Origin of the sequence: Methylobacterium fujisawaense (assembly GCF_014138435.1) — a bacterium.
Classification (GTDB): Bacteria; Pseudomonadota; Alphaproteobacteria; order Rhizobiales; family Beijerinckiaceae; genus Methylobacterium; species Methylobacterium fujisawaense.
The window spans coordinates 410,951-433,712 of the sequence record NZ_JACJIM010000003.1; the positions used below are offsets into that span (position 1 = coordinate 410,951).

A 22,762-nucleotide genomic window follows, 5' to 3' on the forward strand; every position below is an offset into this window, starting at 1 on the left:
ACGGCGCGCGTTGAAGAAGGCCTACGTCAAATCCTACGGTTGCCAGATGAACGCCTACGATGCGGCCCGCATGGCCGACGTCCTGGGCGCCGAGGGCTATACGGCGACCGACTCGGTCGAGGACGCGGATGTCGTGGTCCTCAACACCTGCCATATCCGCGAGAAGGCTGCCGAGAAGGTCTATTCCGAACTCGGGCGGCTGCGCGTCCTGAAAGGTGAACGGAAGGCGAAAGGCCTCGACACCCGCATCGTCGTGGCCGGCTGCGTCGCCCAGGCCGAGGGCGCCGAGATCCAGGCGCGGCAGCCCGCTGTCGACGTGGTGGTCGGGCCGCAGAGCTATCACCGCCTGCCCGATCTCCTGACACGGTCCCGCGAGCGCCGCGTCGTCGACACCGAATTTCCCGTCGAGGACAAGTTCGACCACTTGCCCCGCCGGCGGACCCTCGGGGCCTCGGCCTTCCTGACCGTGCAGGAGGGCTGCGACAAATTCTGCGCTTTCTGCGTGGTGCCCTACACCCGGGGTGCGGAGGTCTCGCGGTCCGTGGCGGCCGTGCTCGCCGAGGCCGAGAAGCTCGCCGAAGGGGGCGTGCGCGAGATCACCCTCATCGGTCAGAACGTCAACGCCTATCACGGCGACGGGCCCGACGGCGCGCCCGTGGGTCTTGCCGCGCTGGTGCGGGCGGTGGCCAGCATCCCCGGCATCGCGCGGATCCGCTACACGACGAGCCATCCGAACGACTTCGACGAGGCCCTGATCCGGGCCCATGCCGAGGTGCCGGCCCTGATGCCCTACCTGCACCTGCCGGTGCAGTCGGGGTCGGACCGGATCCTCGCCGCCATGAACCGGAAGCACACCGGCGATGCGTATCGCCGGTTGATCGACCGGATCCGGACCGTGCGGCCGGACATCGCCCTGTCCTCCGATTTCATCGTCGGCTTCCCCGGCGAGACCGATGCGGATTTCGCCGAGACTTTGCGGCTCGTGCGCGACGTCGGGTTCGAGAGCGCATTCTCGTTCAAGTACAGCCCCCGTCCCGGGACGCCGGCCGCAGACCGCACCGATCAAGTGTCTGAGGCCGTGATGGCCGCGCGGCTCGCCGAGCTGCAGGCGCTCCTCGACAGCCAGCGGCACGCCTATCAGCGGGCGGCCGAGGGCCGGGTCTTCGACGTGCTGGTGGAGAAGCCGGGACGGCACCCGGGTCAGGTCGCGGGCAAGACGCCGCACCTGCTGGCCGTCCAGTTCGACGCCGCGCCGCACCATATCGGACAGGTGGTGCCGGTGCGGATCACCGAGGCGGGCGCCAACAGCCTGTTCGGGGAACTCGTCTCGGAGGCTGCGGCGGCGTGAGGATCGGAACGGTCGGACGGATGGCGAGGATGACGGATTGAGCGCGTCGGACGGTGGGGGTGCGCGCGGCGCGCTCCGGGGTCGCGGCCCGGCGGCGCTGCCGGCCGGATCGGACGAGGCGGTCGAGGTGCCGCTGACTTTCGACGACAACCGCCTCGCGAGCCTCGTCTTCGGCCAATACGACCAGAACGTCGCCCATATCGAGCGCCGGCTGGATGTGACCGCCACGGCGCTCGGCAACCATCTCGTCATCAAGGGCCCCGCAGACGCCGTCGAGACGGCGCGGCGGGTGTTCCAGAAACTCTACGCCCGAGTGCGGACCGGCGGCAGCACCCTCAGCCTCGGCGACGTCGACGGCGCCATCCGCGAAGCCACCGCCCAGGCAACCCTGTTCCCGGCGGCGGCGATCGCCGCCGAGGCCGACACGCCGCATTTCGAGCAGATCGCAACGCGCAAGCGCGGCGCCGTGCGGGCCCGCAATCCGGCACAGGACGAGTACATCAAGCTCCTGCGCACCAATGAGCTGGTCTTCGCCGAGGGGCCCGCCGGGACCGGCAAGACCTGGCTCGCGGTCGGCCACGCCGTATCGCTCCTGGAGCAGGGCCATGCCGAGCGGCTGATCCTGTCGCGTCCGGCGGTCGAGGCCGGGGAGCGCCTGGGCTTCCTGCCCGGCGACATGCGCGAGAAGGTCGATCCCTACCTGCGGCCGATCTATGACGCCCTCTACGACTTCATGGAGGCGCGTCACGTCGACCGCGGCCTGCAGACCGGCACGATCGAGATCGCGCCGCTGGCCTTCATGCGTGGCCGCACCCTCACCAACGCCGTGGTGCTCCTCGACGAGGCGCAGAACACGACCTCCATGCAGATGAAGATGTTCCTCACCCGCCTGGGCGAGGGCTCCCGCATGATCATCACGGGCGATCCCAGCCAGATCGATTTGCCGCCGGGCCAGAAATCCGGCCTCGTGGAAGCGGTCGGCGTCCTGGACGGCGTCGAGGGGATCGGGCGCGTGCGGTTCAAGGATGTCGACGTGGTCCGCCACGACCTCGTGCGCCGGATCGTCACCGCCTACGAGCGCGCCGCCCACGGCAGCGCCGAGGCCGACCGCAATCCCAATCCCCGCCGACGGCCGCTGGCGTGAGCATGCCGCACGCGATCGATCTCGCCGTCGAGGACGCGCGCTGGGAGACGGCGATCCCGGACCTCGAAGCCTGGGTTACGCGCGCCGTGGAAGCCGGCCTCGCCATCGCCCCCGACCGGCCGGACGGACCTGTCGAGGTCAGCATCCTGCTGGCCGACGATGCCGCGGTGCAGGACCTCAACCGGACCTGGCGCGGCAAGGACAAGCCGACCAACGTCCTGTCCTTCCCCGCCGCCCCGCAGCCGGTGCATCCCGGCGTTCCGACGCCCCTCGGCGACGTGGTCCTTGCTTACGAGACCCTGGTGCGCGAAAGTGCGGAGCAGTCGAAGCCGCTCCAGAATCACCTCGCCCATCTGCTCGTCCATGGCATCCTGCATTGTCTCGGTCAGGACCACGAGATCGGCGAAGCCGAGGCCGATGCCATGGAAGCCCTTGAGGTCGCGGCTCTCGCGACGCTGGGCATCCCGGATCCCTATGCCTGAGCGCGCGACGCCCGATCGACCCCAGACCCGAGAGACATGAGCAACGATCGAAGTCGCGGCGCGGCCCTGGCCGCGCCCAGTTCCACCGAGGGTGAATCCCCGCATCGGGAGCCCTGGTACGACCGCCTGCTCCAGGCACTTCATCTCAAGCCGCGCGATTCGCTGCGCGAGGGTCTTGAGGAGGCGCTGGCGGAGCCGGATGCCGGCGAGAGCGGCCTCACGCCGCTTGAGCGTGTCATGCTCAAGAATGTCCTCGGCCTGCATAAGGTGCGCGTCGACGACGTGATGGTCCCCCGGGCCGACATCGTCGCCGTGTCGAACGACACGAGTCTCGGCGACTTGCTCAAACTGTTCCGCACGGCCGGTCATTCCCGGCTGCCGGTCTATGGCGAGACCCTCGACGACCCCCGCGGCATGGTCCACATCCGCGACCTCGTCGATCACATCGCCGCCAAGGCCGAGCCGGCCCGGCGCAGTGCCGCCGCTGTCGTGAAGCCCGCGGAGACCGTGGTCGACGGTGCCGCGGATGCGGCGGCCGCACCGCGGCCGCGCCGACCGGCTCCAAGGGTTCCGCGGGGCCTGGACCTCGGAAAGGTCGACCTGACGACGACCCTGGCGGCGACGCGCATCCAGCGGCCGGTCCTGTTCGTCCCGCCCTCCATGCCGGCGATCGACCTGCTGGTGCGCATGCAGGCGACCCGCACCCATATGGCGCTCGTCATCGACGAGTATGGCGGCACCGACGGGCTGATCTCCATCGAGGACCTGATCGAGGTCGTGGTCGGCGACATCGAGGACGAGCACGACGTCGCGGAGGACAGTTTCGTCCAGCGCGTCGACGGCGAGGGCGAGGTCTTCGTGGCCGACGCGCGCACGCCGCTGGCCGAGGTCTCCGAGGTGACGGGCGTGGACCTCGTGGCGGCGGTCGGCGAGATGGCCGAGGAGATCGATACGCTGGGCGGCATGATCGTGACGCTGGCGGGCCGCGTCCCGTCGCGGGGCGAGCTGATCGCCGGTCCGGGCGATCTCGAATTCGAGGTGCTCGACGCCGATCCGCGGCGTCTGAAGCGCCTGCGGTTCCACAAGGGCGCGGCGCGGATCGGGACCGTCGTGCCGCTCGCCCTGCCCCCGCCATCGAGCCCCCCGGTCGCCGAGACGCCGCACCCGTGACGGTCGTGGCGTGACGGGTCTGGCGGACGGTTTCGCCCGGTCGCCCGCAGCGGCCGGTGCATCCATGCGCGGGCCGATGCGGGATCCCCTGCCCGATCCGGAGCGCGCGCATGTGCCGGGCGCCGTGCTGGCGATCACGCATCTGACCGGCTGGCGCCGCCTCGGGCTGGCGTGGTTCGCGGGCGCGCTCGGCGCGCTGGCCATGCCACCCTACGGGATCCTGCCGGCCCTTGCCCTGTCCCTGACGGTCGCGGTCTGGCTGCAGGACGGGGCCGCCTCCGGGCGGACCACCCTCCGGCGGTTCTGGCCCTGCTTCCTGGTCGGATGGGCCTGGGGCTTCGGCTACCTCACCGCCGGACTCTGGTGGCTGGGCCAGGCCTTCCTGGTGGAGGCCGACGAGTTCCTCTGGGCCCTGCCCTTGGGCGTTGTCGGTCTGCCCTTCGCCCTCGGCCTGTTCTACGGCGCCGGGTTCGGCGCCGCGGGCCTGCTGTGGAGCCGGGGCGCGGCGCGGATCGCCGCCCTCGCCTTCGGGCTCGGCGCCGCCGACTGGCTGCGCGGCCACGTGTTCACGGGCTTTCCCTGGAACACCCTCGGGATGGCGCTGGCCCAGAATCTCTGGCTGATGCAATGGGCTGCCGTGATCGGGCTCTACGGCCTGTGCATCCTGGCCGTGCTCGTCTGCGCCGCACCCGCGACCCTCGCCAACGGCGGGGGGCTCCGCGGCCGGTTCGGGCCGAGCGCCGCGGCCGCCATCCTGCTCGCCGGCCTGGCGCTCTACGGGGCCGAGCGTCTCGGCCCGCCCGATCCGGTGGTGGCCGGTGTCCGGCTGCGACTCGTCCAGCCCAACCTGCCTCAGGATGCCAAGTTCAGGCCGGAGAACCGGACCGACATCGTCGACCGCTACATCGAGCTGAGCCAGCGTCCGACGGAGGCCGGAGCGCCGGAGCCGACCCACATCGTCTGGCCGGAATCCGCCTTCCCGTTCCTCATCCAGCGCGATCCCGACGCCCTGGCCAAGGTCGCGGCGGGGCTGAAGCCTGGGCAGGAGCTGATCACCGGCGCGGCCCGCGCCGAGGAGCCGCTGCCGGGCGAGCGCCTGCGCTACTTCAACGCCGTCATGGTGATCGGGTCCGACGGCAAGATCTCCGACAGCTACGACAAGGTCCACCTCGTCCCCTTCGGAGAGTACCTTCCGGCGCCCCTCGACGCCGCCCTGCGGGCCGTGGGGTTGCGCCAGTTCGTGGCGATACCCGGCGGGTTCTCGGCCGGGACGCTCGCCGGGCAGCGGATCCTGGCGGTTCCGGGTCTGCCGCCGGTGGCGGCGACCATCTGCTACGAAGCGATCTTCCCGGGCGCGATCCTACCGGCCGGGCGTGCTGCGCCGTCGCCGCAGCCGCCGGGGCTGATCCTGAACGTCACCAACGACGCGTGGTTCGGCGACACGCCCGGTCCGCGCCAGCACCTCGCCCAGGCGCGCCTGCGCGCCGTCGAGGAGGGAATGCCCCTCGTGCGCGATGCCAACACCGGGATTTCCGCCGTGATCGATCCGCATGGCCGCATCGTCGCCCGCACCCGGCTGGACGAGGAGACGTGGCTCGACGCAGATCTGCCCGCACGCATCGTCGGCGGCACGCTCTACGGTCGGTTCGGCGATGCCGCCTTCGCGCTGATGCTCGCCGCCTGCCTCGGCGGTGCCGTGGTCGCGCGGCGGCGGCCGTGAGCGCGGAGCGCGCCACCGCGAATCGGTTGCTGCTCGGACTCGCGCTGATGCTGGTGGCGTTCAACCTGCGTCCGGCGCTCAGCACGGTCGGCCCCCTGCTGGCGACGATCCGGGACGGGACGGGCCTCGGTGCCGGGGGCGCCGCCATCCTCACCACGCTGCCGGTCCTGTGCCTGGGCATCGCCTGTGCGCTGGCCGCGCCGCTGATCCGCCGGATCGGGCCCGACCTCGCCGTGCTCGCGGGCTCGACGATCCTGGTCGCCGGCTTGGCGCTTCGCGGCCTGGGCGGTCTCGTGCCGCTCTTCGCCGGAACGGCGCTGGCCGCGATCGGGATCGGCCTCGACAACGTCCTGCTGCCGGCTCTGGTGAAGCGTGATTTCGCTGCCAGCGGCGGCCTGATGACCGGCCTCTACACGATGACCCTGTGCCTCGGCGCGGCCGCGGGCGCCGGGGCGGCGGTGCCGGTGGAGCACGCCCTCGGGGGCGGCTGGCCTTCCGCCCTGGCGATCTGGTCCCTGCCGGCGCTCGCTGCCGCCTTCGTGTGGATCCCCTTCGCCCGCCGGACGACCTCGACCGCCGCGCCCTCCGCCGGGCGGTTGCTCCGCGACCCGCTGGCGTGGTGGGTGACGGGCTTCATGGGCCTGCAATCGTCGCTCGCCTACATCCTGTTCGGCTGGCTGCCGCTGCTGCTGCAGGGCCGTGGTCTCACGCCGCTGGATGCAGGGCTTTACGCCTCGTTGACAACCCTGGTTCAGGCGCCCGGCGCGCTCCTGACCGCCATGCTGGCCGCCCGCGCCCGCGATCAGCGGGCCTGGATCGTCGCCATCCCGGGCCTCACCGCCGTGGCGTTCCTGGTCCTCGCCTTCGGCGCGGAATCCTTGCGCATTCCCGCCGCCGGCGCACTCGGCTTCGGGATCGGGGGCTGCTTCGGCCTGGGTCTCACCCTGATCGTCCTGCGCGCCGCCGACGCGGCGAGCGCCGCAGGACTCTCGGCCATGGCGCAGGGCATCGGCTATACGGGCGCCTGCCTGGGGCCGCTGGTCTTCGGCCTGGCCCATGAGGCCACGGGCGGCTGGGGCGTGCCGGGTGCCCTGTTCGTCGCCATCGCCGTCGCGGCGATCCTGATCGGTCAAGCCGCCGGCCGCGACCGCAAGGTCTGCGCGGGCGAACCCCAGGCGCGGAACATTGCGGCTCAGCCGCTGACCTCGCTCCAGGCCGCGAAACCGGCCAGCGGTTCCTGATCGTAGCGCGCCATCAGGTCGGCCATTGCCGCCCGATCCGAGAGACGCCCCGCCGCGGCCAGCCGGGCCAGCCCCTCGAAGAAGCCTTCGCGGCCCAGCGCCGGCGCGAAGCTCAGCGTGAAGCGCACCGGCCGGTCGCTGCGATTGGCGAAGGCGTGGGCAATGCCGGGCGGGATCAGCGCGAAGTCGCCCGGCCCGAGGTCGTGATCCGCGCCGTCGACATGAAGGGCGAGCCGGCCCGCCTCGACCGAGAAGGTCTCGGTCAACCGGGCGTGGCGGTGCAGCCCGGCTCCCGGCGTCCGTGGATCCATCTCGACCCGATAGACACCCATGGCGTCGGCCGTCTCGTCGCTGCGCGCCAGATAGAAGATCCGCATGCCGCCGATGACGGCGTTCGGGCCAAGCCCTCGATGCACGACACTCGCCATCGCCGTCCCCGCCGGAGGTTCAAACAAGAACCCCGCGCGGCCGGATGACCGCGCGGGGCTTCGATGGGCGGCGGACCCGCGACGCTTACTCCGCGGCGACCCGGTGGGCCTGCGACCCGTCCGTGTAGGTCTCGGACTGCAGGCGCTTGCCGGGAGCGGCGCGCCCCGGCAGCGGCGGAAGCGCCTTGGCCTTCTCCAGGTCGATCCCGGCGCCCTCGGCGACGCGGCGGCCGTAATCCTCGTCGGCGTGCCAGAAGTGCCAGACCATCCGCAGCTGGATCGGCTCCGGGCACTGCTTCATGTCGGCGACGAGGTTGGCGATCAGGTCGTCGCGCTCCCAATCCGCGAAGGAGCGGTAGCGCACGCCGGCCTGCGTGTAGTCGTCCTCGGTGCGCGAGGTCTGGTAGCGGCCGAGATTGCCCTGGACCGGCTGGTGATAGTCCTTGGCGGGCTTCGGCGCCTCGCGCAGGCCTTCGGCCAGGGTCGAGGGCTCGTAGTTGATGTGCTTGTTCGGGCCCGTCCCGTCCACCGTGTAGGCCATCTGGCCGTCGCGCTGGTTCGAGTAGACCTTCACGCCGGGCTGCGGCGCGTTGATCGGCAGCTGGAGGTAGTTGGCCCCGACGCGGTAGCGCTGCGTGTCGGAGTAGGACAGCGTCCGGCCCTGCAGCATCTTGTCGTCCGAGAAGTCGACGCCGTCGACGAGGACGCCGGTGCCGAAGGCCGACTGCTCGACCTCAGCGAAGAAGTTGTCCGGCACGCGGTCGAGCACCATCCGGCCGCAGGGCAGCAGCGGGAACTGGTCCACAGGCCACAGCTTCGTGTCGTCCAGCGGGTCGAACGACAGGTGGTCGTTCGGGCCGTCCGGCATGATCTGCACGGCGAATTCCCATTCGGGGAAGTTGCCGGCCTTGATGTTGTCGTACAGGTCGCGGGTCGCGTGGCCGACATCCTTGGCCTGGATCTCGGAGGCCTGCTGCGAGGTCAGGTTCCGGACGCCCTGCTTGGGGATCCAGTGGAACTTGCAGAGCACCGCCTCGCCCTGGTCGTTGACCAGCTTGTAGGTGTTGACGCCCGAGCCTTCCATCTCGCGGTAATTGGCCGGGATGCCCCAGGGCGACTTCAGGTGCGTTACCATGTGGATCGACTCGGGGTGCTGGGCCACGAAGTCGAAGAAGCGCCACGCCTCCTGGCGGTTCGTCACCGGATCCGGCTTGAACGCGTGGATCATGTCGGGGAACTTGATCGCGTCGCGGATGAAGAAGACCTTGAGGTTGTTGCCCACGAGGTCCCAGTTGCCGTCGACGGTCTTGAACTTGACCGCGAAGCCGCGCGGGTCGCGCTCGGTCTCCGGGCTCTCCTTGGCGCCGGCGACGGTGGAGAAGCGCACGAACATCGGCGTCTTCACGCCGGTCTCGGTGAGCACGCGGGCGCGGGTGTACTTGGAGGCCGGCTCGTCGCCGATCTTACCGTAGGCCTCGAACCAGCCGTGGGCGCCGGCGCCGCGGGCGTGGACGACGCGCTCGGGGATTCGCTCGCGGTCGAAGTGCGTGATCTTCTCGATGAACTGGTAGTTCTCGAGCGTCGCCGGGCCGCGCTCACCGACCGTCCGGGTGCTCTGGTTGTCCCGGACCGGATGGCCCTGGCGGGTGGTCAGGATCGGGCGTTGATCGCTCATGCGTATCGTCTCTCCGTTCAGCGAAGGCTCTCGGGGGCCGAGGCCAGCCTGGAACCGTTCTGGAAAAAGGTTATGACCCCGGCATGACCCCGAGGCAAATGCATCGTCACAAAGGTTCTGATAGATACAGCCTATGAATCTGGCTGGCCTCTCCCTCCGGGATCTCGAATATGTCGTCGCGGTGGCCGACGAGGGGCATTTCGGCCGGGCCGCCGAACGCTGCAATGTCAGCCAGCCGACGCTGAGCGTGCAGGTCCGCAAGCTGGAAACCGCGCTCGGCCTGACTTTGTTCGAGCGGTCGAACCGGCGGATCCTGCTGACCGAGGCTGGCCAAGCCATCATCCGGCAGGCACGCGTCGTCCTGGCGGAGGCGCAGCGGCTGCTGGCCCTCGCCAGGGAGGGCCGCGGCTCGCCGCTCACCGGGCGCCTCATCCTGGCGGCGATCCAGACGCTCGGTCCCTACTTCTTCCCGCTGGTGCTGCGACCGCTGCGCGAGCAGTACCCGCTGCTGACGCTCTCTCTGTCGGAATCGCGGACCGCCGACATCGTCGAGGGCCTGCGCGACGGCCGCATCGACGCGGCCCTGGTCTCGCTTCCGCTGCCCTCCAACGGTCTCGCGGTCTCGCCGCTCTTCGTCGAGCCGTTCTGGCTCGCCTGCCCGGCCGAGCACGCCCTGGCCCGGGGCGGCGCGCTCTCGGCGACCGAGATCGCAGGGCCGGACCTGCTGCTGCTCGATGAGGGCAACTGCCTGCGCGACCAGACGATCGCGGCCTGCGGCGCCGGCTCGTCGGTCGGCCGCCATGCCACCAGCCTGGAGACGCTTCGCTCGATGGTGGCCGCCGGCGCCGGCTACACGCTGCTTCCGGCCCTCGCGGTGCCCGCCAGCCCCGATCCCAGCGGCCTGACGGTCACCCGGGCCTTCGATGTCGACGGTCCCGGCCGGACCATCGCGCTGGTCTGGCGGGCGAGCGATCCCCGCGCCGCGGGACTGGCGAACCTCGCCGCCTTCTTCCGGGCGCACGCGCCGCCCGGAACCACGGCCTGCCGGGGCGACGACGCTGTGGCGTGAGCGGCGGTGTCGCGGGCACCTGGCCCCGCTGTGATGAAGACGGTCGCGCTTGGCGCGTCTATCAGGACTGATCAGGGCATGGGGAACGGGCCGATGCGGCGCAGGATGATCGGGGCAATTCTGGCGCTGCTCGCCCCCCTCGGCGCCCACGCCGCGCCGACGGACAGCTTCGCCCGGATCGATCAGATCAACCGGGCCTCCCTGGTGATGACAGCCGAGACCGGTATCGTCCCGCGCCCCCTGGCCGCGACCATCGCCCGCGCGCTCGATCAGGTCGCCGCCGACGCCGCCAAGCCCGGCGCGGAACGGCCGGACGACTATCTCCGGATCGAGCCGCTGATCACCGCCATTGCCGGCCCGGAGGCCACCCGGATGCATTCGGGGCGCAGCCGCCAGGACATCATCCCGACGGTGCTGAAGCTTGAGCAGCGCGACCGCCTCCTCGCCCTCGCCCAGGCCCTGGACGAGACCCGGGGGGCCTTGCTGGCCGTGGCCGACCGCGAGGCCGACACGATCGTCCCGGCCTATACAAACGGCGTGCAAGCCCAGCCGACGACGCTCGGCCACCTCTATCTCGGCTACGCGGCCGTGCTCGCCCGCGATGCGCAGCGCCTCCGCGAGGCCTGGGCGCGGCTCAACCTGTCACCCCTCGGCGCGGCCGCCCTCGGGACGTCGAGCTTCCCGGTGGACCGCAAGCGCCTGGCCGAGCTGCTCGGGTTCGATGCGCCCGTGGAGAACAGCTACGATGCCGGTCAGCTCGCGCCGATGGATATGGGCCTGGAATTGACCGGGCTTTCCGCGACACTCGCCACCACGGCCGGCAGCTTCGCGCAGGACCTCTACGCCCAGTATCATCAGACCCGGCCGTGGATCCTGCTGCGGGAGGGGGCGCTGACCGGGCCGAGCAGCATCATGCCGCAGAAGCGCAATCCCGTCGCCCTCTACGGCCTGCGCATGAAGGCGAGCGACGTGGTCGGGGCCGCGCAGGCCTTCGTCATCATGGCGCACAACGTCGATTCCGGGATGCCGGACTACAAGCGCAACCAGGCCGAGCCGCCGGGCCGGACGCTCGCCGAGGCCGTCGAGCTGTGCCGGCGCTGGACCCGCGTCCTCGACGGGCTGGTCGTGGACCGGGCGCGGGCCGCCGAGGAGGTCGCCGCCGACTATTCGACCACCACAGAACTCGCCGACACGCTTCAGCGCGAGGCGGACGTGCCGTTCCGGCTCGGCCACCACTTCGCCTCCGAGCTGGTGAGCTACGGCCGCAGCCACGATCTGCGACCCGCCGATCTCCCGTTCGCGGAGGTGCGGCGGATCTACGCCGAGGCCGCCGCCGGGACGGGCCTGAAGCCGGACCTGCCCCTCGACGAGGCGCGCTTCCGGGCGGCCTTGTCGGCCCGGGGCATGATCGACGCGGCTGCGGGCCTCGGCGGCCCGCAGCCCGCGGAGGTCCGGCGCATGCTGGCCCGCGCCCGGGAGCGGCTTGAGGCCGATCGGGCATGGCGCGATGACCGCCGCAAGGGCCTGGCCGACGCCCGGGCACGCCTCGACACCGCCTTCGCCGCCCTGACCCACGAGCCCTGACGATTGCGCGGGGCGGCCGTGTCGAAACTCTGCCGTGACAGGGCCAATATTGCGCTATAGCGCGCGCCTGACGCCTGCCGTCTGAAGCGGGCCTCTCCCGATCGGTCGCCTTGCTCCCTCTCCGCATCCTCGGCCTCTGGGCCGCCCTCGCCGCCGCGTCCGCGGCCGTCTCATACGGCCTGATGCAGGCGCAGTTCCCGGCCGCGTTGCTGCTCGGGCCGATGATCGCGGCCATCGCGTTCGGGGTCGGCGGTTCGCGCCTCCGCGTGCCCCGGGCCGCCTTCCAGGCCTCCCAGGCGGCGATCGGCTGCCTCGTGGCGCATGCGGTCACCGGGCAGATCGCCCAGACCCTGGTGGAGGACGGGCCGCTCATCGTCGCGGTCGTGCTGGTCACCGTCGCGGTCAGCGGCTTGGTCGGCTGGATCCTGACCCGCCTGCGCGTGCTGCCCGGGACCACCGCGGCTTGGGGATCGTCCCCCGGCGGCGCCTCCGCCATGGTCGCCATGGCCGAGGATTTCGGTGCCGATCCGCGCCTCGTGGCCTTCATGCAATACGTGCGCGTCGCGGCCGTGGTGTTCTCGGCCTCGCTGGCCGCCCGCTTCCTGATGGAGACGCCGGTTCCCGGGGCCTCGGCTGGCGTCGCCGAGGTGACCGGGCCACTCTCCGTCTTCGCGACGCTGGCCGTCGCCATCGTGGGCGCGGGCGCGGCGCTCGCCCTGCGGGTGCCGGCCGGCGCGCAGATCGGCCCGATGGTGCTCGGCAGCCTCCTCCACGCCACCGGGCTCGTGCGCATGGCGCTGCCGGTGCCCCTCCTCGAACTCGCCTATGCCTGCATCGGCATCTATGTCGGCCTGCGCTTCACCCGGGAGACGCTGCGCCTGACATTCACCGCCCTGCCCGGCATCCTGGCGGCGACCTTCTCGGTCATCGCCCTCTGCGCGGCCTGGGGCTGGGGGCTGACGCTGCTGCTGCCCATCGACCTGCTCACCGCAGTCCTCGCCACGAGTCCCGGCGGCCTCGATTCGGTGGCGATCATCGCCGTCGGCTCGAAGGCGGACGTCTCCTTCGTGCTGGCGGTCCAGACCCTGCGCCTGTTCGTAGTGCTGCTCACCGGTCCGCTGCTCGCCAAGTGGATCAGCCGGTCCGTGCCGGAGACCGCCATCCGATGAACGCCCTGGTTCTCGCCTTTCTGAATTCCTGGCGCGGCCTGCGCCACGGCGCGCGCACCGAGCGGGCCGTGCGGCAGGAACTCCTGCTCCTGGCTCTCGGCGTGCCGGTCGCCCTGTTCCTCGGCGCGACACTCTGGGTGCGGGTCGCCCTGATGGTCAGCCTGCTGCTGATGCTGGCCGCCGAATTCCTCAACACCGCCGTCGAGAAGCTCTGCGACCACGTCCATCCGGGGCATCACCCGATGATCGGTACGGTGAAGGACCTCGCCTCCGCCGGCACCTTCATGGCCCAGATGGCGGCGCTGCTCGTGTGGGTGGCGGCGCTGGTCGAGCGGCTGGGCTGACCTGCCGCGCGTGGGCGCGCTCGCATCCGCGGGCCGGAGGGTCTATCTGGCCGGCACAGCCCCGCGCATCGGCCGAGACTCCACACCGTGACGGACTACATCCGCAAGATCCTCACCGCCCGCGTCTACGACGTGGCGATCGAGAGCCCACTCGACCCGATGCCCCGGCTGACGCAGCGGCTCGGGCGGCCGGTCCTGCTGAAGCGCGAGGATCTCCAGCCGGTCTTCTCGTTCAAGCTGCGCGGCGCCTACAACAAGATGTCCGGCCTCAGTCCGGACCAGATCGCCCGCGGCGTCGTCTGCGCCTCGGCGGGCAACCACGCGCAGGGCGTGGCGCTGGCCGCCGCCAAGCTCGGGGCGCGCGCCGTGATCGTGATGCCGCGCACCACCCCGTCGATCAAGGTCGATGCCTGCCGGGCCCGGGGGGCCGAGGTCGTTCTGCACGGCGACGCCTTCGACGAGGCGCTCGCACAGGCCAAGACCCTCGAGGCCGAGCAGGGCCTGACCTTCCTGCACCCCTTCGACGATCCCGACGTGATCGCCGGCCAGGGCACCATCGGCAAGGAGATCCTGGAGCAGCATACCGGCGCGATCGAGGCGATCTTCGTGCCGGTGGGCGGCGGCGGGCTCGCTGCCGGCGTCGCCACCTTCGTGAAGTATCTGCGGCCGGGCACCAAGGTGATCGGTGTCGAGCCGGAGGACGCCGCCTGCATGGCCGCGGCACTGGCGGCCGACACGCGGGTCAGCCTACCCAGTGTCGGCCTGTTCGCCGACGGCGTCGCCGTGCGTCAGGCCGGCGAGGAGACCTTCCGGCTCTGCCGCGCGCATCTCGACGAGGTCATCACCGTCGATACCGACGCCATGTGCGCGGCGATCAAGGACATCTTCGACGACACCCGCGCGGTGTCGGAACCCTCCGGGGCGCTGAGCCTCGCCGGCGCCAAGCTGTATGCCGAGCGCGAGGGCGGTGACGGCACGCTGATCGCCATCTCCTCGGGGGCGAACCTGAATTTCGACCGCCTGCGCCACATCGCCGAGCGCGCCGAGATCGGCGAGCAGCGCGAGGTCCTGATCGGCGTGACGATCCCCGAGCGCCCCGGCGCCTACCGCGCCTTCATCAACGCCCTCGGACCGCGGGCGATCACGGAATTCAACTACCGCCATGCGCCGGGCTCGGAGGCGCAGATCTTCGTCGGCATCAACGTCAGCGGCGGCAAGCGCGAGAAGCAGGCGCTGATCGCTTCGCTGCGCGAGGCCGGCTATCGCGTCCTCGACATGAGCGACAACGAGATGGCCAAGGTCCATGTCCGCTACATGGTCGGCGGCCGTGCCGTCGGGGTCGCGCACGAGCGGCTGTTCCGCTTCCAGTTCCCGGAGCGGCCCGGTGCGCTGATGAAGTTCCTCGACGCCCTCGGGCCGGATTTCGACATCACGCTGTTCCACTACCGCAACCACGGCGCCGATTACGGCCGGGTGCTCGCCGGGATCGCGGTGCCGCCGCCCGAGCGCGCCCGGTTCGACGCCGCCATCGACGCCCTCGGTTACCCGGCCACCGACGAGACCGAGAACCCGGCCTACCGCCTGTTCCTTGACGGCGAGGGCGCCGGGGCGGCCTGAGCCCCCTCAGCCCAGGCTGTCCCTGGGGGCTCTCGTCGCGCGCCTTCAAGTCACGTCGCTGTTCTCATGATCGAGGGGCAGCGTCGGGCGCGGTCATTCTTCGGCCACCTCCACCGACGCGACATCGGGCATCGCCCGAAGCTTTGCCGCGATGGCCTCGAAGCTCGTCCGGGACAGACGCACGAACGTGATCGTCACTTCCTCGTGGTCCGCATCAGGACCCGGATGGACCGTGAAGGTCCGGACCCGTGAGGCCCGCTCGCCCGTCGCCGCCTGCACGGTGTCGATCGACATCGCGCCTTTTCGGGCGGTCAGCCGAAGGGTCTGGGCGCGCATCCGGTCGCGCCAGCGCTGCTCGAAGGGCTTCACACCCGCCAGGATGCCGACGATGAGTGCCGTCGCGGCCAGGGCCGGCACGTAGAGGCCGCTGCCGATCGCCAGCCCGATCGCCGCCACGCCCCAGAGACTGGCCGCCGTGGTGAGACCCTTCACCACCTCGCCGCGCAACAGGATCGTCCCCGCTCCGAGGAAGCCGATGCCGGAGACCACCTGCGCGGCGATCCGGGAGGGGTCGAGCACCACGTGGGCGGTGCCCAGCACGTCGGCGAATCCGAAGGCCGAGACCAGCATGATCAGGCAGGAGCCGACGCAGACCAGCATGTGGGTCCGCAGGCCTGCGGCCCAGAGCAGGCGCTCGCGCTCCAGGCCAATCACGCTGCCGAACAGGGCCGCCAACGCCAGCCGGGCCACCATCTCGCCGTTGCCGATCAGAGCCGCCTCCGTTTCTCCGCCCCGTGCGGATGGCGCGGATCCTTGCGGCTTTGCCGTGGGCGGATCAAGCGATCCCGAGGGCCGCCTTCTCGACTTCGTAAGCGGCCCGCACCGTGGCGGCCCCGTAGGACCGCTCCAGGCGCCGCACCGTGAAATGCGCGCGGGCGGTCGACTGGAAATGGTTCATGAAGGCCGTGTTGACCGCCGCCCCGCCGAAGGCGCCGAGGATCGGCACCGCCTGCGCGGCGACCTTCTGGGACACGACCAGACCGAAGCGCGCGGCGATCTGTGCGGTGAAGCGGATCAGCGCCGGGGCCGACTGGTCGAGGAGCGTTTTGCTGCCGGCATAGCGGGCCGCCTCCGACAGCGTCTTGGCCAGGGCCGCGCGGACGGCGAAGTAGCCGCTCTCGGTGAGCGCCGCGCCCGCCTCGGTCTCGGCCGTGGCCCGGCCGCCGAGGGCGAAGACCTGGACGCAGGCGAGCGCCCCCTCGGGGGTCTCGAGATCCTCGCCCTCCTCCCGGGCGATCTCGGCGATGGAGCGCAGCATCAGCGTGGTCGAGACCGGAAGCTCGACGGCCAGCGTCGCGAGGCCGAACGCGCCTCCGACCGCGCCGGACAGTGCCGCCATCGCCTTGTGCTTGGCGTCGCCCGAGCCGAGGAGCTGCGCGAACCGGCTCTCGGCCTTGGCGGCGACGGAACCGAGGCCCTCCCCTTCGGCCGGAACGAGTTCCCGGCGCGGCAGCGTCGCCAGGGCGACGCGCAGCGCCCCCCGCATGGCCGCCTCGGTGCTGCGGCTGACGGCTTCGGTGACCGGAGCCGGCAGCGATCGGCCGATGATGTCGAGGGGCGCGCCGGCCGCCGCGGAGAGCCGCCCCGCGAGGCTCGGACGCTCCAGCACCTGCACGGCGCGGCGCAGGGCGGCGAGGTCCGCGTCGCTCAGCGTCTTTTCTGGAGTCGCCGCCGGCAGCGTCTCGCCGGCTAAGGTGAGGTCGCTCGTGCTCATCCGTGAATCCCTGGATCTGTCGTGCTCACGCCGCCCCTGGCGCGCGCGCCGTGGTAGGAAGCTCGGGCCCCGGGATGCGGTTCCCCGCCTCCTGCGCATCCCGCGCCGGTGCCGCCGCGGCCTCCGCCTGCCCGGTCCTGCGCCCGACCGCGACGCAGAGCACCAGGACCGGGATACCCACGAGGGAGGTCATGACGAAGAAGGCCGGATAGCCGATCGCCGCGACCACGAAACCCGACGAGCCCGCGATCAGCTTGCCCGGCAGCGCGTAGAGCGAGGAGAACAGCGCGTACTGCGTCGCCGCGTAGGCCGGGCTGGTGAGGCTCGACATGTAGGCGATGAGCACGATGCCGGCGAAGGAGCCGCAGAAATTCTCGATCGAGATGGCGACCGTCAGGCGCCAGATCTCGGGCGCGCCGGCCGCCAGCCACGCGAAGGCGAGGTGCGAGGACGCGGCCAGGAAGGCGCCCAGCAGCAGCGTGGGGAACAGGCCGAGCCGGGCCAGGGCCCATCCGCCCGCGAACCCGCCCGCGATGCCGACCCAGATGCCGTAGAGCTTGGTGACGGTGGCGATCTCCTTCAGGTCGAAGCCCAGCGTCCGGTAGAGCGGGCTCGCCATCACGCCGGACAGGAAATCGGGGAGCCGGAACAAGGCCACGAGCAGGAGGATGCCCCAGAGCGCGCCGCCGAACCGGCCGTGCAGCTCGGTGAGCGGCTCCAGCACGGCGCGGCGCATCGACCAGAACCGGGAGCGGCCGGGCGTCTCCGCCTGAACCGTACGAGGCCTGTCGAAGGCCGGGGCCAGCAGGGCGGCGATCATCCCGACCAGCATGAGCGCCGCCATGATCAGGTAGGCCAGCGTCCAGCCCCCCGCCGAGGCGATGAACAGCGCGCCCGCGCCGGCGGTGATCAGGCCGAGGCGGTAACCGAGGTTCGAGGTCGCCGCCAGGATACCCTGGAAGTCGCTGCCGGCGGCGTCGATGCGCCAGCCGTCGATCACCACATCCTGGCTCGCCGCGCAGAAGGCCACCAGGAAGGCCCCGAGTCCCAGGAGCGCGAGGTTGGTCTTCGGATCCGAGAAGGCCATCAGGGTCAGGCACAGGGCGACCGCGGCCTGCGTGGTCACCATCCAGGCCCGGCGGCGCCCGAGGCGGGCACTCAGCACCGGAACGTTCAGCCTGTCGATCGCGGGCGCCCAGAGGAACTTCAGCGAGTAAGGCAGCGCCACGTAGCTGAACAGGCCGATCGCCCGCACGTCGATGTCCGAGAAGGCGAGGCGGAGCGTGAAGGTGCCGAGGACCAGGAGCAGCGGCAGGCCCGAGGAGAATCCGAGAGCCAGCATGAGCACGATCCGCCGGTCCTCGACGATGTCGCGGAGCCGGAAGCGACGCATCGCCTGTGGCTGGTTCGCCATGGCATGGAACTCCTGAGCCTTCGTGGCCTTGATCTCGCGAAATCGTGGCAGCCTTACGCCGCACCGGTTTTCGCTGGATCGTGATGTGTTGCGCCTCAATCTTGGTAGAAGCTTGCTTAACGCGGTGTCCACGTCCCACGGATCGCGGCGTGTTGGAGGCGCCGCCGGACGAACGGGCACGCCGCCCAGTCGTGGAATGATGCGTTGAGTCTCCGATCCGAGTCCGCTCCGCCGTTGGCGACGCTCGTCGACGCGTTCGCGCGCAGCCCGTCGCCCATGGTGATCACCGATGCCCGCGCTCCGGACAACCCGATCGCCTGGGCGAACGACGCATTCCTGCAGGTGACAGGCTACACCGCTGACGAGATCGTCGGGCGCAACTGCCGGATGCTGCAGGGTCCGGCCACCGACCGTTTCACGGTCGAGCGGATCCGCTCGGCCGTACAGGCCGCGGAGCCGATCTCCGTCGAGCTGCTCAACTACCGGAAGGACGGGACGACCTTCTGGAACGCGATGACCATCACGCCGGTGAACGACGCCGAGGGTCTCGCCTTCTTCTATGCCGCCCAGGCGGACATGACCTATGTCCACCAGATGGAAGTGTCGATGCGCGGCACCAACGACGAGCTGGAGCGCCTCGTCAACGCGCGGACCCAGGATCTGACCACCGCCCTTGAGCAGAAGACGGCCCTGCTGCACGAGGTTGATCACCGGGTTAAGAACAATCTTCAGGTGATTTCCTCGCTGATGCTGCTGAAGGCCCGGCGAACGCCCGAGGGCGAGGCGCGGGACGCGCTCCAAGGCATGGCCGAGCGGATCGGCGCGCTCTCGACAGCCCATCGGATGCTGTATTCCGAGGGCGACTGCACGCATTTCAACCTCGGCGACTTCGCGGCCGAGTTCCTGGCCGACATGAATGCCGGCCTGGATCCGGAGCGGCGCCGGGTCGAGGCCGACGTCGAGTCGATCGCCGTAGCTGCCGCGATGGCGGCGCCCCTGGCCCTGATGATCCACGAACTCACGGCAAACGCCCTGCGCCACGCCTTCCCGGGCGAGCGGGAGGGACGCGTGTCGATCGTCGCCCGCCGCACCGAGAGAGGGATTCATATGACGATTCGCGACGACGGCGTCGGTGTCGCCGCGGCGGCTCCGAATCCGGCCGGCTTCGGGCGAAATCTGGTGGAGATGGTGGTCCGGCAGATGCGCGGGACCATCGCCTGGGCGGATGCCGGTCCGGGCACGACCGTCGACATCGATATCCCGCTCCAGCAGCCGGCTTGAGAAATCGACGTGCAGGCTTCAAGCTCGGCGGCCACGGGGCCGGAGGACGATGAACGCATGGGGACCGGGAACGCCGCCGCGCTCCGCATCCTCGTGGTGGAGGACGAGGCCCTGATCGCCCTCGAGCTGGAATGCCTGCTGGACGATCTCGGGCATGTCACGGTCGGTGTCGCCGGCAACGCCACCGAGGCGATCGCCATGGGCCGCTCCACCGCGCCCGACGTTGCGCTCGTGGACATCCACCTCGTCGACGGTCCGACCGGAATCGACGTCGCCAGGGCGCTCTCGGCCGACCGACGCACCACGGTGGTGTTCATGACCGCCAACGCCAAGCGCATTCCGGCGGATTTCGCCGGGGCGATCGGCGTGATCGCGAAACCCTATTCCGAGCGCGTCGTGGCCAGCACCCTCGACTACGTGGCCGATCGCCGGGCCGGTCGCCACGGGCCGGCCTGTCCGGACGGGTTCTCGCCCGCGCCCGTCTGACTCGCGTCGAGGCGCGTCGCTACGGGGCTTCGCCGTCTCAGCTTCGCGTCGCTCGCTCGCGCTTCAACCGGTAGAGCGCATCCAGCGCTTCCCGCGGCGTCAGGGCGTCGGGGTCGATGGCGTCGAGGAGCGCGCCCAGCGGGTCCTCCTGCGGCGGCTCCGGCGGCGGTGGTGGCGCGAGGGCGGCAAAGAGCGGCAGGTCGTCGATCCGCGCGCGGGCGGGGCGGCCCATCTCGGCCTTCTCGAGACTCTTGAGGATCGCCCCGGCCCGGGTCACGACGCTGCCCGGCAGACCTGCGAGCCGCGCCACCTGCAGACCGTAGCTGCGCTCGGCGACGCCGGGCACGACCTCGTGCAGAAACACGACGCCGTCCCGATGCTCGGCCACCTTCAGGGTCGCATTGTCCAGCCGCGCCAGCCGGTCACCGAGGGCGGTCAACTCGTGGAAATGCGTCGCGAAGAGCGCCCGACAGGCATTCACCTCGTGGAGATGCTCCAGGCACGCCCAGGCGATCGACAGGCCGTCGAAGGTCGCGGTGCCGCGGCCGATCTCGTCCAGGATCACCAGGGAGCGCCGGGTCGCCTGATTCAGGATCGCGGCGGTCTCGACCATCTCGACCATGAACGTCGACTGGCCACGGGCGAGGTCGTCCGCGGCGCCGACCCGGGAGAACAGCCGGTCGACCCGGCCGATGCGCGCGTCCGCAGCCGGCACGAAGGCGCCCATCTGGGCGAGCACGGCGATCAGCGCGTTCTGGCGCAGGAAGGTCGATTTGCCGCCCATGTTCGGGCCGGTGATCAGGCGGATCCGCCCGCGGGTATCGCCCGACAGGTCGCAATCATTGGCGATGAACGGCTCGCCCGCCCGGCGCAGAGCCGCCTCGACCACCGGATGGCGCCCGCCGACCACGACGAAGCTCAAGGACTCATCGACGACGGGCCGGCGCCAGTCGAGTTCGACGGCGAGTTCGGCGTGGCTCGCCGCCACATCGAGACCCGCGAGGGCCTCGGCCACCTCGGCGATGGCCTCGGCCTGAGCCAAGACGCGGGCCGCGAGGTCGTCGAAGACGGCCGCTTCCAGGGCGAGCGCCCGGTCGGACGCGCCCGAGATCTTCGACTCGAGTTCGCCCAGTTCGACGCTGGTGAAGCGCATGGCGTCCACCATGGTCTGGCGGTGGACGAACTCGCTCTGGAGACCCTTCAGGCAGGCCTCGCCGACGGATTGCGGAACCTCGATGAAAAAGCCCAGGAGGTTGTTGTGCTTGATCCGTAGGGTCCGGCAGCCGGTCTGCTCGGCGTAGCGCGCCTGCAAGGCGGCAATCACCTTGCGGGAATCCTGGCCCAAAGTTCGCGCCTCGTCGATCTCCGGATGATAGCCCGCCCGCACGAAGCCGCCGTCGCGCCGGCTCAGCGGCAGATCGTCGGCCAGCGCCGCCGCCAGGGTGGCGATGAGATCCGGGTTGGCCTCCGCCAAGTGCTCGGCGAGCCGGGCGAGATCCTCCGGGAGGTCGGGAATCGCAGCGAGTCGGGCGCCGAGATCCGCCGCCACGGCGAGGCCGTCGCGGATGGCCGCGAGGTCGCGCGGTCCCGCACGGCCGAGGCCGGTTCGCGACAGCGCCCGGGCGAGGTCGGGGGCCCGCGCAAGGGCGTCGCGCAGGCTGCCGCGCAGGCGGCCGTCCTCGACCAGATGGGCCACCGCCGCGTGCCGCCGGGTAATGGCGTCGAGATGGGTGAGCGGGCCGGCCAAGTGCTCGGCCAGCAGCCGGGCACCATTTGCCGTTACGGTCCGGTCGATCGTGGCGAGCAGACTTCCCGTCCGCTCGCCCGACAGGGTGCGGGTGAGTTCGAGATTGGCGCGCGTCGCCGCATCGATCGCCAGGGTCGCGCCGCCATCCTCGCGGGTCGGAACCGAGAGCGGGGGTCGCGCGGCGAGCTGCGTGCGGGCGATGTAGAGCAGCGCGGCCCCGGCCGCCGCGATCTCGGCCCGGGTGAACTGGCCGAACCCCTCCAGGGTCGAGACTCCGTATTGCTCGCGCAGGCGACGTTCGGCGGCCGCGGGCTCAAGCTCGGCCTGGGCCAGGGGCACGATCGCGGCGCGGCTCTCCTGCCAGATTCGCGCGAGGGCCGGATCGGCGTGGATCGCCTCCGACAGGACGATCTCCCGCGGGTCGTGCCGGGCGATGGCACCGGACAGGTCGCCGCCCGCGACCTCGCTCAGGGAGAAGCGGCCGGTGGAGATGTCCACCGCGGCGAGGCCGTAGGCGACGGCACCCTCCCCGGTCTTCCGGCGGCCGATCGCCAGGAGCAGATTCGCCCGGGCCGGGTCGAGGAGCCGATCCTCGGTGATCGTGCCGGGGGTGACGAGCCGCACGACCTCGCGGCGGACCACGGATTTCGGCCCACGCTTCTTGGCCTCGGCCGGATCCTCGGTCTGCTCGCAGACCGCCACCCGGTGACCGAGGGCGATGAGGCGATTCAGATAGTCGTCGGACCGGTCGACCGGCACGCCGCACATCGGGATTTCGCTGCCCGCGTGCTTGCCGCGCTTCGTCAGGACGATGCCGAGCGCCCGGGACGCGATCTCCGCATCCTCGAAGAACAGCTCGTAGAAGTCGCCCATCCTGTAGAACAGGAGGCAGTCCGGATTCGCAGCCTTAATCTCGATGTATTGCGCCATCATCGGCGTGGCGCCGGCCGGGTCCAGACCGGGCATGGGCGTCGTATCGGCGGCGGGGCGGACGGCGGTTCGGGCCATGCCGCCTCTTAGCAGAGCGTCGACGGCGAATCAGGCCGATCAAGCCGACGCAGCTGGGGAG

General features: G+C 71.0%; 19 protein-coding genes. 13 read left to right on the plus strand and 6 right to left on the minus strand.

Annotated elements, in window-relative coordinates; all coding sequences use genetic code 11:
• The first annotated feature begins 10 nt into the window (after nucleotides 1-10).
• The 6 genes from miaB to GGQ91_RS11100 all read left to right on the plus strand — a co-directional run bounded on the left by miaB (nucleotide 11) and on the right by GGQ91_RS11100 (nucleotide 7,105).
• Nucleotides 11-1,348: a tRNA (N6-isopentenyl adenosine(37)-C2)-methylthiotransferase MiaB gene (gene miaB, locus GGQ91_RS11075; RefSeq protein WP_075379638.1), complete on the plus strand. Its 1,338-nt coding sequence runs from the start codon at nucleotides 11-13 to the stop codon at nucleotides 1,346-1,348.
• Nucleotides 1,349-1,385: 37 nt separating this feature from the next.
• Nucleotides 1,386-2,492 carry a PhoH family protein gene (locus GGQ91_RS11080; RefSeq protein ID WP_043345723.1) on the plus strand — a complete coding sequence of 369 codons (1,107 nt, stop codon included), beginning with the start codon at nucleotides 1,386-1,388 and terminating at the stop codon, nucleotides 2,490-2,492.
• 2 nt (nucleotides 2,493-2,494) lie between these two features.
• Nucleotides 2,495-2,974: an rRNA maturation RNase YbeY gene (gene ybeY / locus GGQ91_RS11085; protein ID WP_043345720.1), complete on the plus strand. Its 480-nt coding sequence runs from the start codon at nucleotides 2,495-2,497 to the stop codon at nucleotides 2,972-2,974.
• Between the two features lie 36 nt (nucleotides 2,975-3,010).
• Entirely contained in the window at nucleotides 3,011-4,144 is a 1,134-nt protein-coding gene (locus GGQ91_RS11090) for a hemolysin family protein (protein ID WP_182591956.1), read from the plus strand.
• 64 nt (nucleotides 4,145-4,208) lie between these two features.
• The gene (lnt, locus tag GGQ91_RS11095; protein WP_051976108.1) at nucleotides 4,209-5,864 is read left to right on the plus strand and encodes an apolipoprotein N-acyltransferase; all 1,656 of its coding nucleotides are present in this window, start codon (nucleotides 4,209-4,211) and stop codon (nucleotides 5,862-5,864) included.
• Nucleotides 5,861-7,105, plus strand: a complete 1,245-nt coding sequence (locus GGQ91_RS11100; RefSeq protein WP_182591957.1) for an MFS transporter — start codon at nucleotides 5,861-5,863, stop codon at nucleotides 7,103-7,105. Before lnt ends, GGQ91_RS11100 begins: the two co-directional genes overlap by 4 nt.
• Here GGQ91_RS11100 and GGQ91_RS11105 read toward each other — a convergent pair.
• Together GGQ91_RS11105 and GGQ91_RS11110 are read right to left on the minus strand one after the other, a co-directional pair.
• On the minus strand, nucleotides 7,057-7,533 hold the full coding sequence (locus GGQ91_RS11105) for a cupin domain-containing protein (protein ID WP_043356545.1): 477 nt from the start codon (nucleotides 7,531-7,533) through the stop codon (nucleotides 7,057-7,059). The genes GGQ91_RS11100 and GGQ91_RS11105 overlap by 49 nt on opposite strands.
• An 85-nt stretch (nucleotides 7,534-7,618) precedes the next feature.
• Nucleotides 7,619-9,208, minus strand: a complete 1,590-nt coding sequence (locus GGQ91_RS11110) for a catalase (protein WP_043356544.1) — start codon at nucleotides 9,206-9,208, stop codon at nucleotides 7,619-7,621.
• Between the two features lie 133 nt (nucleotides 9,209-9,341).
• On the opposite strand from GGQ91_RS11110, the gene GGQ91_RS11115 reads away from it, so the two are divergent.
• From GGQ91_RS11115 to ilvA, 5 genes are all read left to right on the plus strand, one after another.
• Nucleotides 9,342-10,277: a LysR substrate-binding domain-containing protein gene (locus GGQ91_RS11115; protein WP_053609983.1), complete on the plus strand. Its 936-nt coding sequence runs from the start codon at nucleotides 9,342-9,344 to the stop codon at nucleotides 10,275-10,277.
• 93 nt (nucleotides 10,278-10,370) lie between these two features.
• Nucleotides 10,371-11,861: an argininosuccinate lyase gene (locus GGQ91_RS11120; protein WP_182591958.1), complete on the plus strand. Its 1,491-nt coding sequence runs from the start codon at nucleotides 10,371-10,373 to the stop codon at nucleotides 11,859-11,861.
• A 110-nt stretch (nucleotides 11,862-11,971) separates the two neighbouring features.
• The gene (locus tag GGQ91_RS11125) at nucleotides 11,972-13,030 is read left to right on the plus strand and encodes an AbrB family transcriptional regulator (RefSeq protein ID WP_043356540.1); all 1,059 of its coding nucleotides are present in this window, start codon (nucleotides 11,972-11,974) and stop codon (nucleotides 13,028-13,030) included.
• Complete coding sequence (locus GGQ91_RS11130; RefSeq protein WP_043356538.1) at nucleotides 13,027-13,374, plus strand: diacylglycerol kinase; 348 nt, start codon at nucleotides 13,027-13,029, stop codon at nucleotides 13,372-13,374. The genes GGQ91_RS11125 and GGQ91_RS11130 overlap by 4 nt, the downstream gene beginning before the upstream one ends.
• Nucleotides 13,375-13,398: 24 nt before the next feature.
• Entirely contained in the window at nucleotides 13,399-14,991 is a 1,593-nt protein-coding gene (ilvA, locus tag GGQ91_RS11135; protein WP_075379635.1) for a threonine ammonia-lyase, biosynthetic, read from the plus strand.
• Nucleotides 14,992-15,084: 93 nt separating this feature from the next.
• Here the strand turns inward: ilvA and GGQ91_RS11140 are convergent, their stop codons facing one another.
• From GGQ91_RS11140 to GGQ91_RS11150, 3 genes are all read right to left on the minus strand, one after another.
• Nucleotides 15,085-15,744, minus strand: a complete 660-nt coding sequence (locus tag GGQ91_RS11140; protein WP_083683302.1) for an MgtC/SapB family protein — start codon at nucleotides 15,742-15,744, stop codon at nucleotides 15,085-15,087.
• An 82-nt stretch (nucleotides 15,745-15,826) separates the two neighbouring features.
• Nucleotides 15,827-16,765, minus strand: coding sequence for an EcsC family protein (locus tag GGQ91_RS11145; RefSeq protein WP_043356534.1), 939 nt, complete (start codon nucleotides 16,763-16,765; stop codon nucleotides 15,827-15,829).
• 25 nt (nucleotides 16,766-16,790) lie between these two features.
• A complete protein-coding gene (locus tag GGQ91_RS11150) occupies nucleotides 16,791-18,179 on the minus strand; it encodes an AmpG family muropeptide MFS transporter (protein ID WP_043383348.1) in 1,389 nt (462 codons plus the stop codon).
• A 234-nt stretch (nucleotides 18,180-18,413) separates the two neighbouring features.
• Here GGQ91_RS11150 and GGQ91_RS11155 point away from each other — a divergent pair, with 234 nt between their 5' ends.
• Together GGQ91_RS11155 and GGQ91_RS11160 are read left to right on the plus strand one after the other, a co-directional pair.
• Nucleotides 18,414-19,460, plus strand: coding sequence for a histidine kinase dimerization/phosphoacceptor domain -containing protein (locus tag GGQ91_RS11155; protein WP_281375053.1), 1,047 nt, complete (start codon nucleotides 18,414-18,416; stop codon nucleotides 19,458-19,460).
• Nucleotides 19,461-19,517: 57 nt separating this feature from the next.
• Nucleotides 19,518-19,946, plus strand: a complete 429-nt coding sequence (locus GGQ91_RS11160) for a response regulator (protein WP_043356529.1) — start codon at nucleotides 19,518-19,520, stop codon at nucleotides 19,944-19,946.
• Nucleotides 19,947-19,983: 37 nt separating this feature from the next.
• Here GGQ91_RS11160 and mutS read toward each other — a convergent pair whose 3' ends face one another.
• Entirely contained in the window at nucleotides 19,984-22,701 is a 2,718-nt protein-coding gene (mutS, locus tag GGQ91_RS11165) for a DNA mismatch repair protein MutS (protein WP_043383346.1), read from the minus strand.
• Nucleotides 22,702-22,762 lie beyond the last annotated feature (61 nt).

Coding starts and splice junctions, on each gene's coding strand:
- GGQ91_RS11120 (WP_182591958.1), top strand. CDS start 10,371: ATGCGGCGCAGGATGATCGGGGCAATTCTGGCGCTGCTCGCCCCCCTC.
- GGQ91_RS11105 (WP_043356545.1), bottom strand. CDS start 7,533: ATGGCGAGTGTCGTGCATCGAGGGCTTGGCCCGAACGCCGTCATCGGC.
- GGQ91_RS11110 (WP_043356544.1), bottom strand. CDS start 9,208: ATGAGCGATCAACGCCCGATCCTGACCACCCGCCAGGGCCATCCGGTC.
- GGQ91_RS11150 (WP_043383348.1), bottom strand. CDS start 18,179: ATGGCGAACCAGCCACAGGCGATGCGTCGCTTCCGGCTCCGCGACATC.
- GGQ91_RS11130 (WP_043356538.1), top strand. CDS start 13,027: ATGAACGCCCTGGTTCTCGCCTTTCTGAATTCCTGGCGCGGCCTGCGC.
- mutS (WP_043383346.1), bottom strand. CDS start 22,701: ATGGCCCGAACCGCCGTCCGCCCCGCCGCCGATACGACGCCCATGCCC.
- ybeY (WP_043345720.1), top strand. CDS start 2,495: ATGCCGCACGCGATCGATCTCGCCGTCGAGGACGCGCGCTGGGAGACG.
- GGQ91_RS11145 (WP_043356534.1), bottom strand. CDS start 16,765: ATGAGCACGAGCGACCTCACCTTAGCCGGCGAGACGCTGCCGGCGGCG.
- GGQ91_RS11090 (WP_182591956.1), top strand. CDS start 3,011: ATGAGCAACGATCGAAGTCGCGGCGCGGCCCTGGCCGCGCCCAGTTCC.
- GGQ91_RS11140 (WP_083683302.1), bottom strand. CDS start 15,744: ATGGTGGCCCGGCTGGCGTTGGCGGCCCTGTTCGGCAGCGTGATTGGC.
- GGQ91_RS11160 (WP_043356529.1), top strand. CDS start 19,518: ATGGGGACCGGGAACGCCGCCGCGCTCCGCATCCTCGTGGTGGAGGAC.
- lnt (WP_051976108.1), top strand. CDS start 4,209: ATGCGCGGGCCGATGCGGGATCCCCTGCCCGATCCGGAGCGCGCGCAT.
- GGQ91_RS11115 (WP_053609983.1), top strand. CDS start 9,342: ATGAATCTGGCTGGCCTCTCCCTCCGGGATCTCGAATATGTCGTCGCG.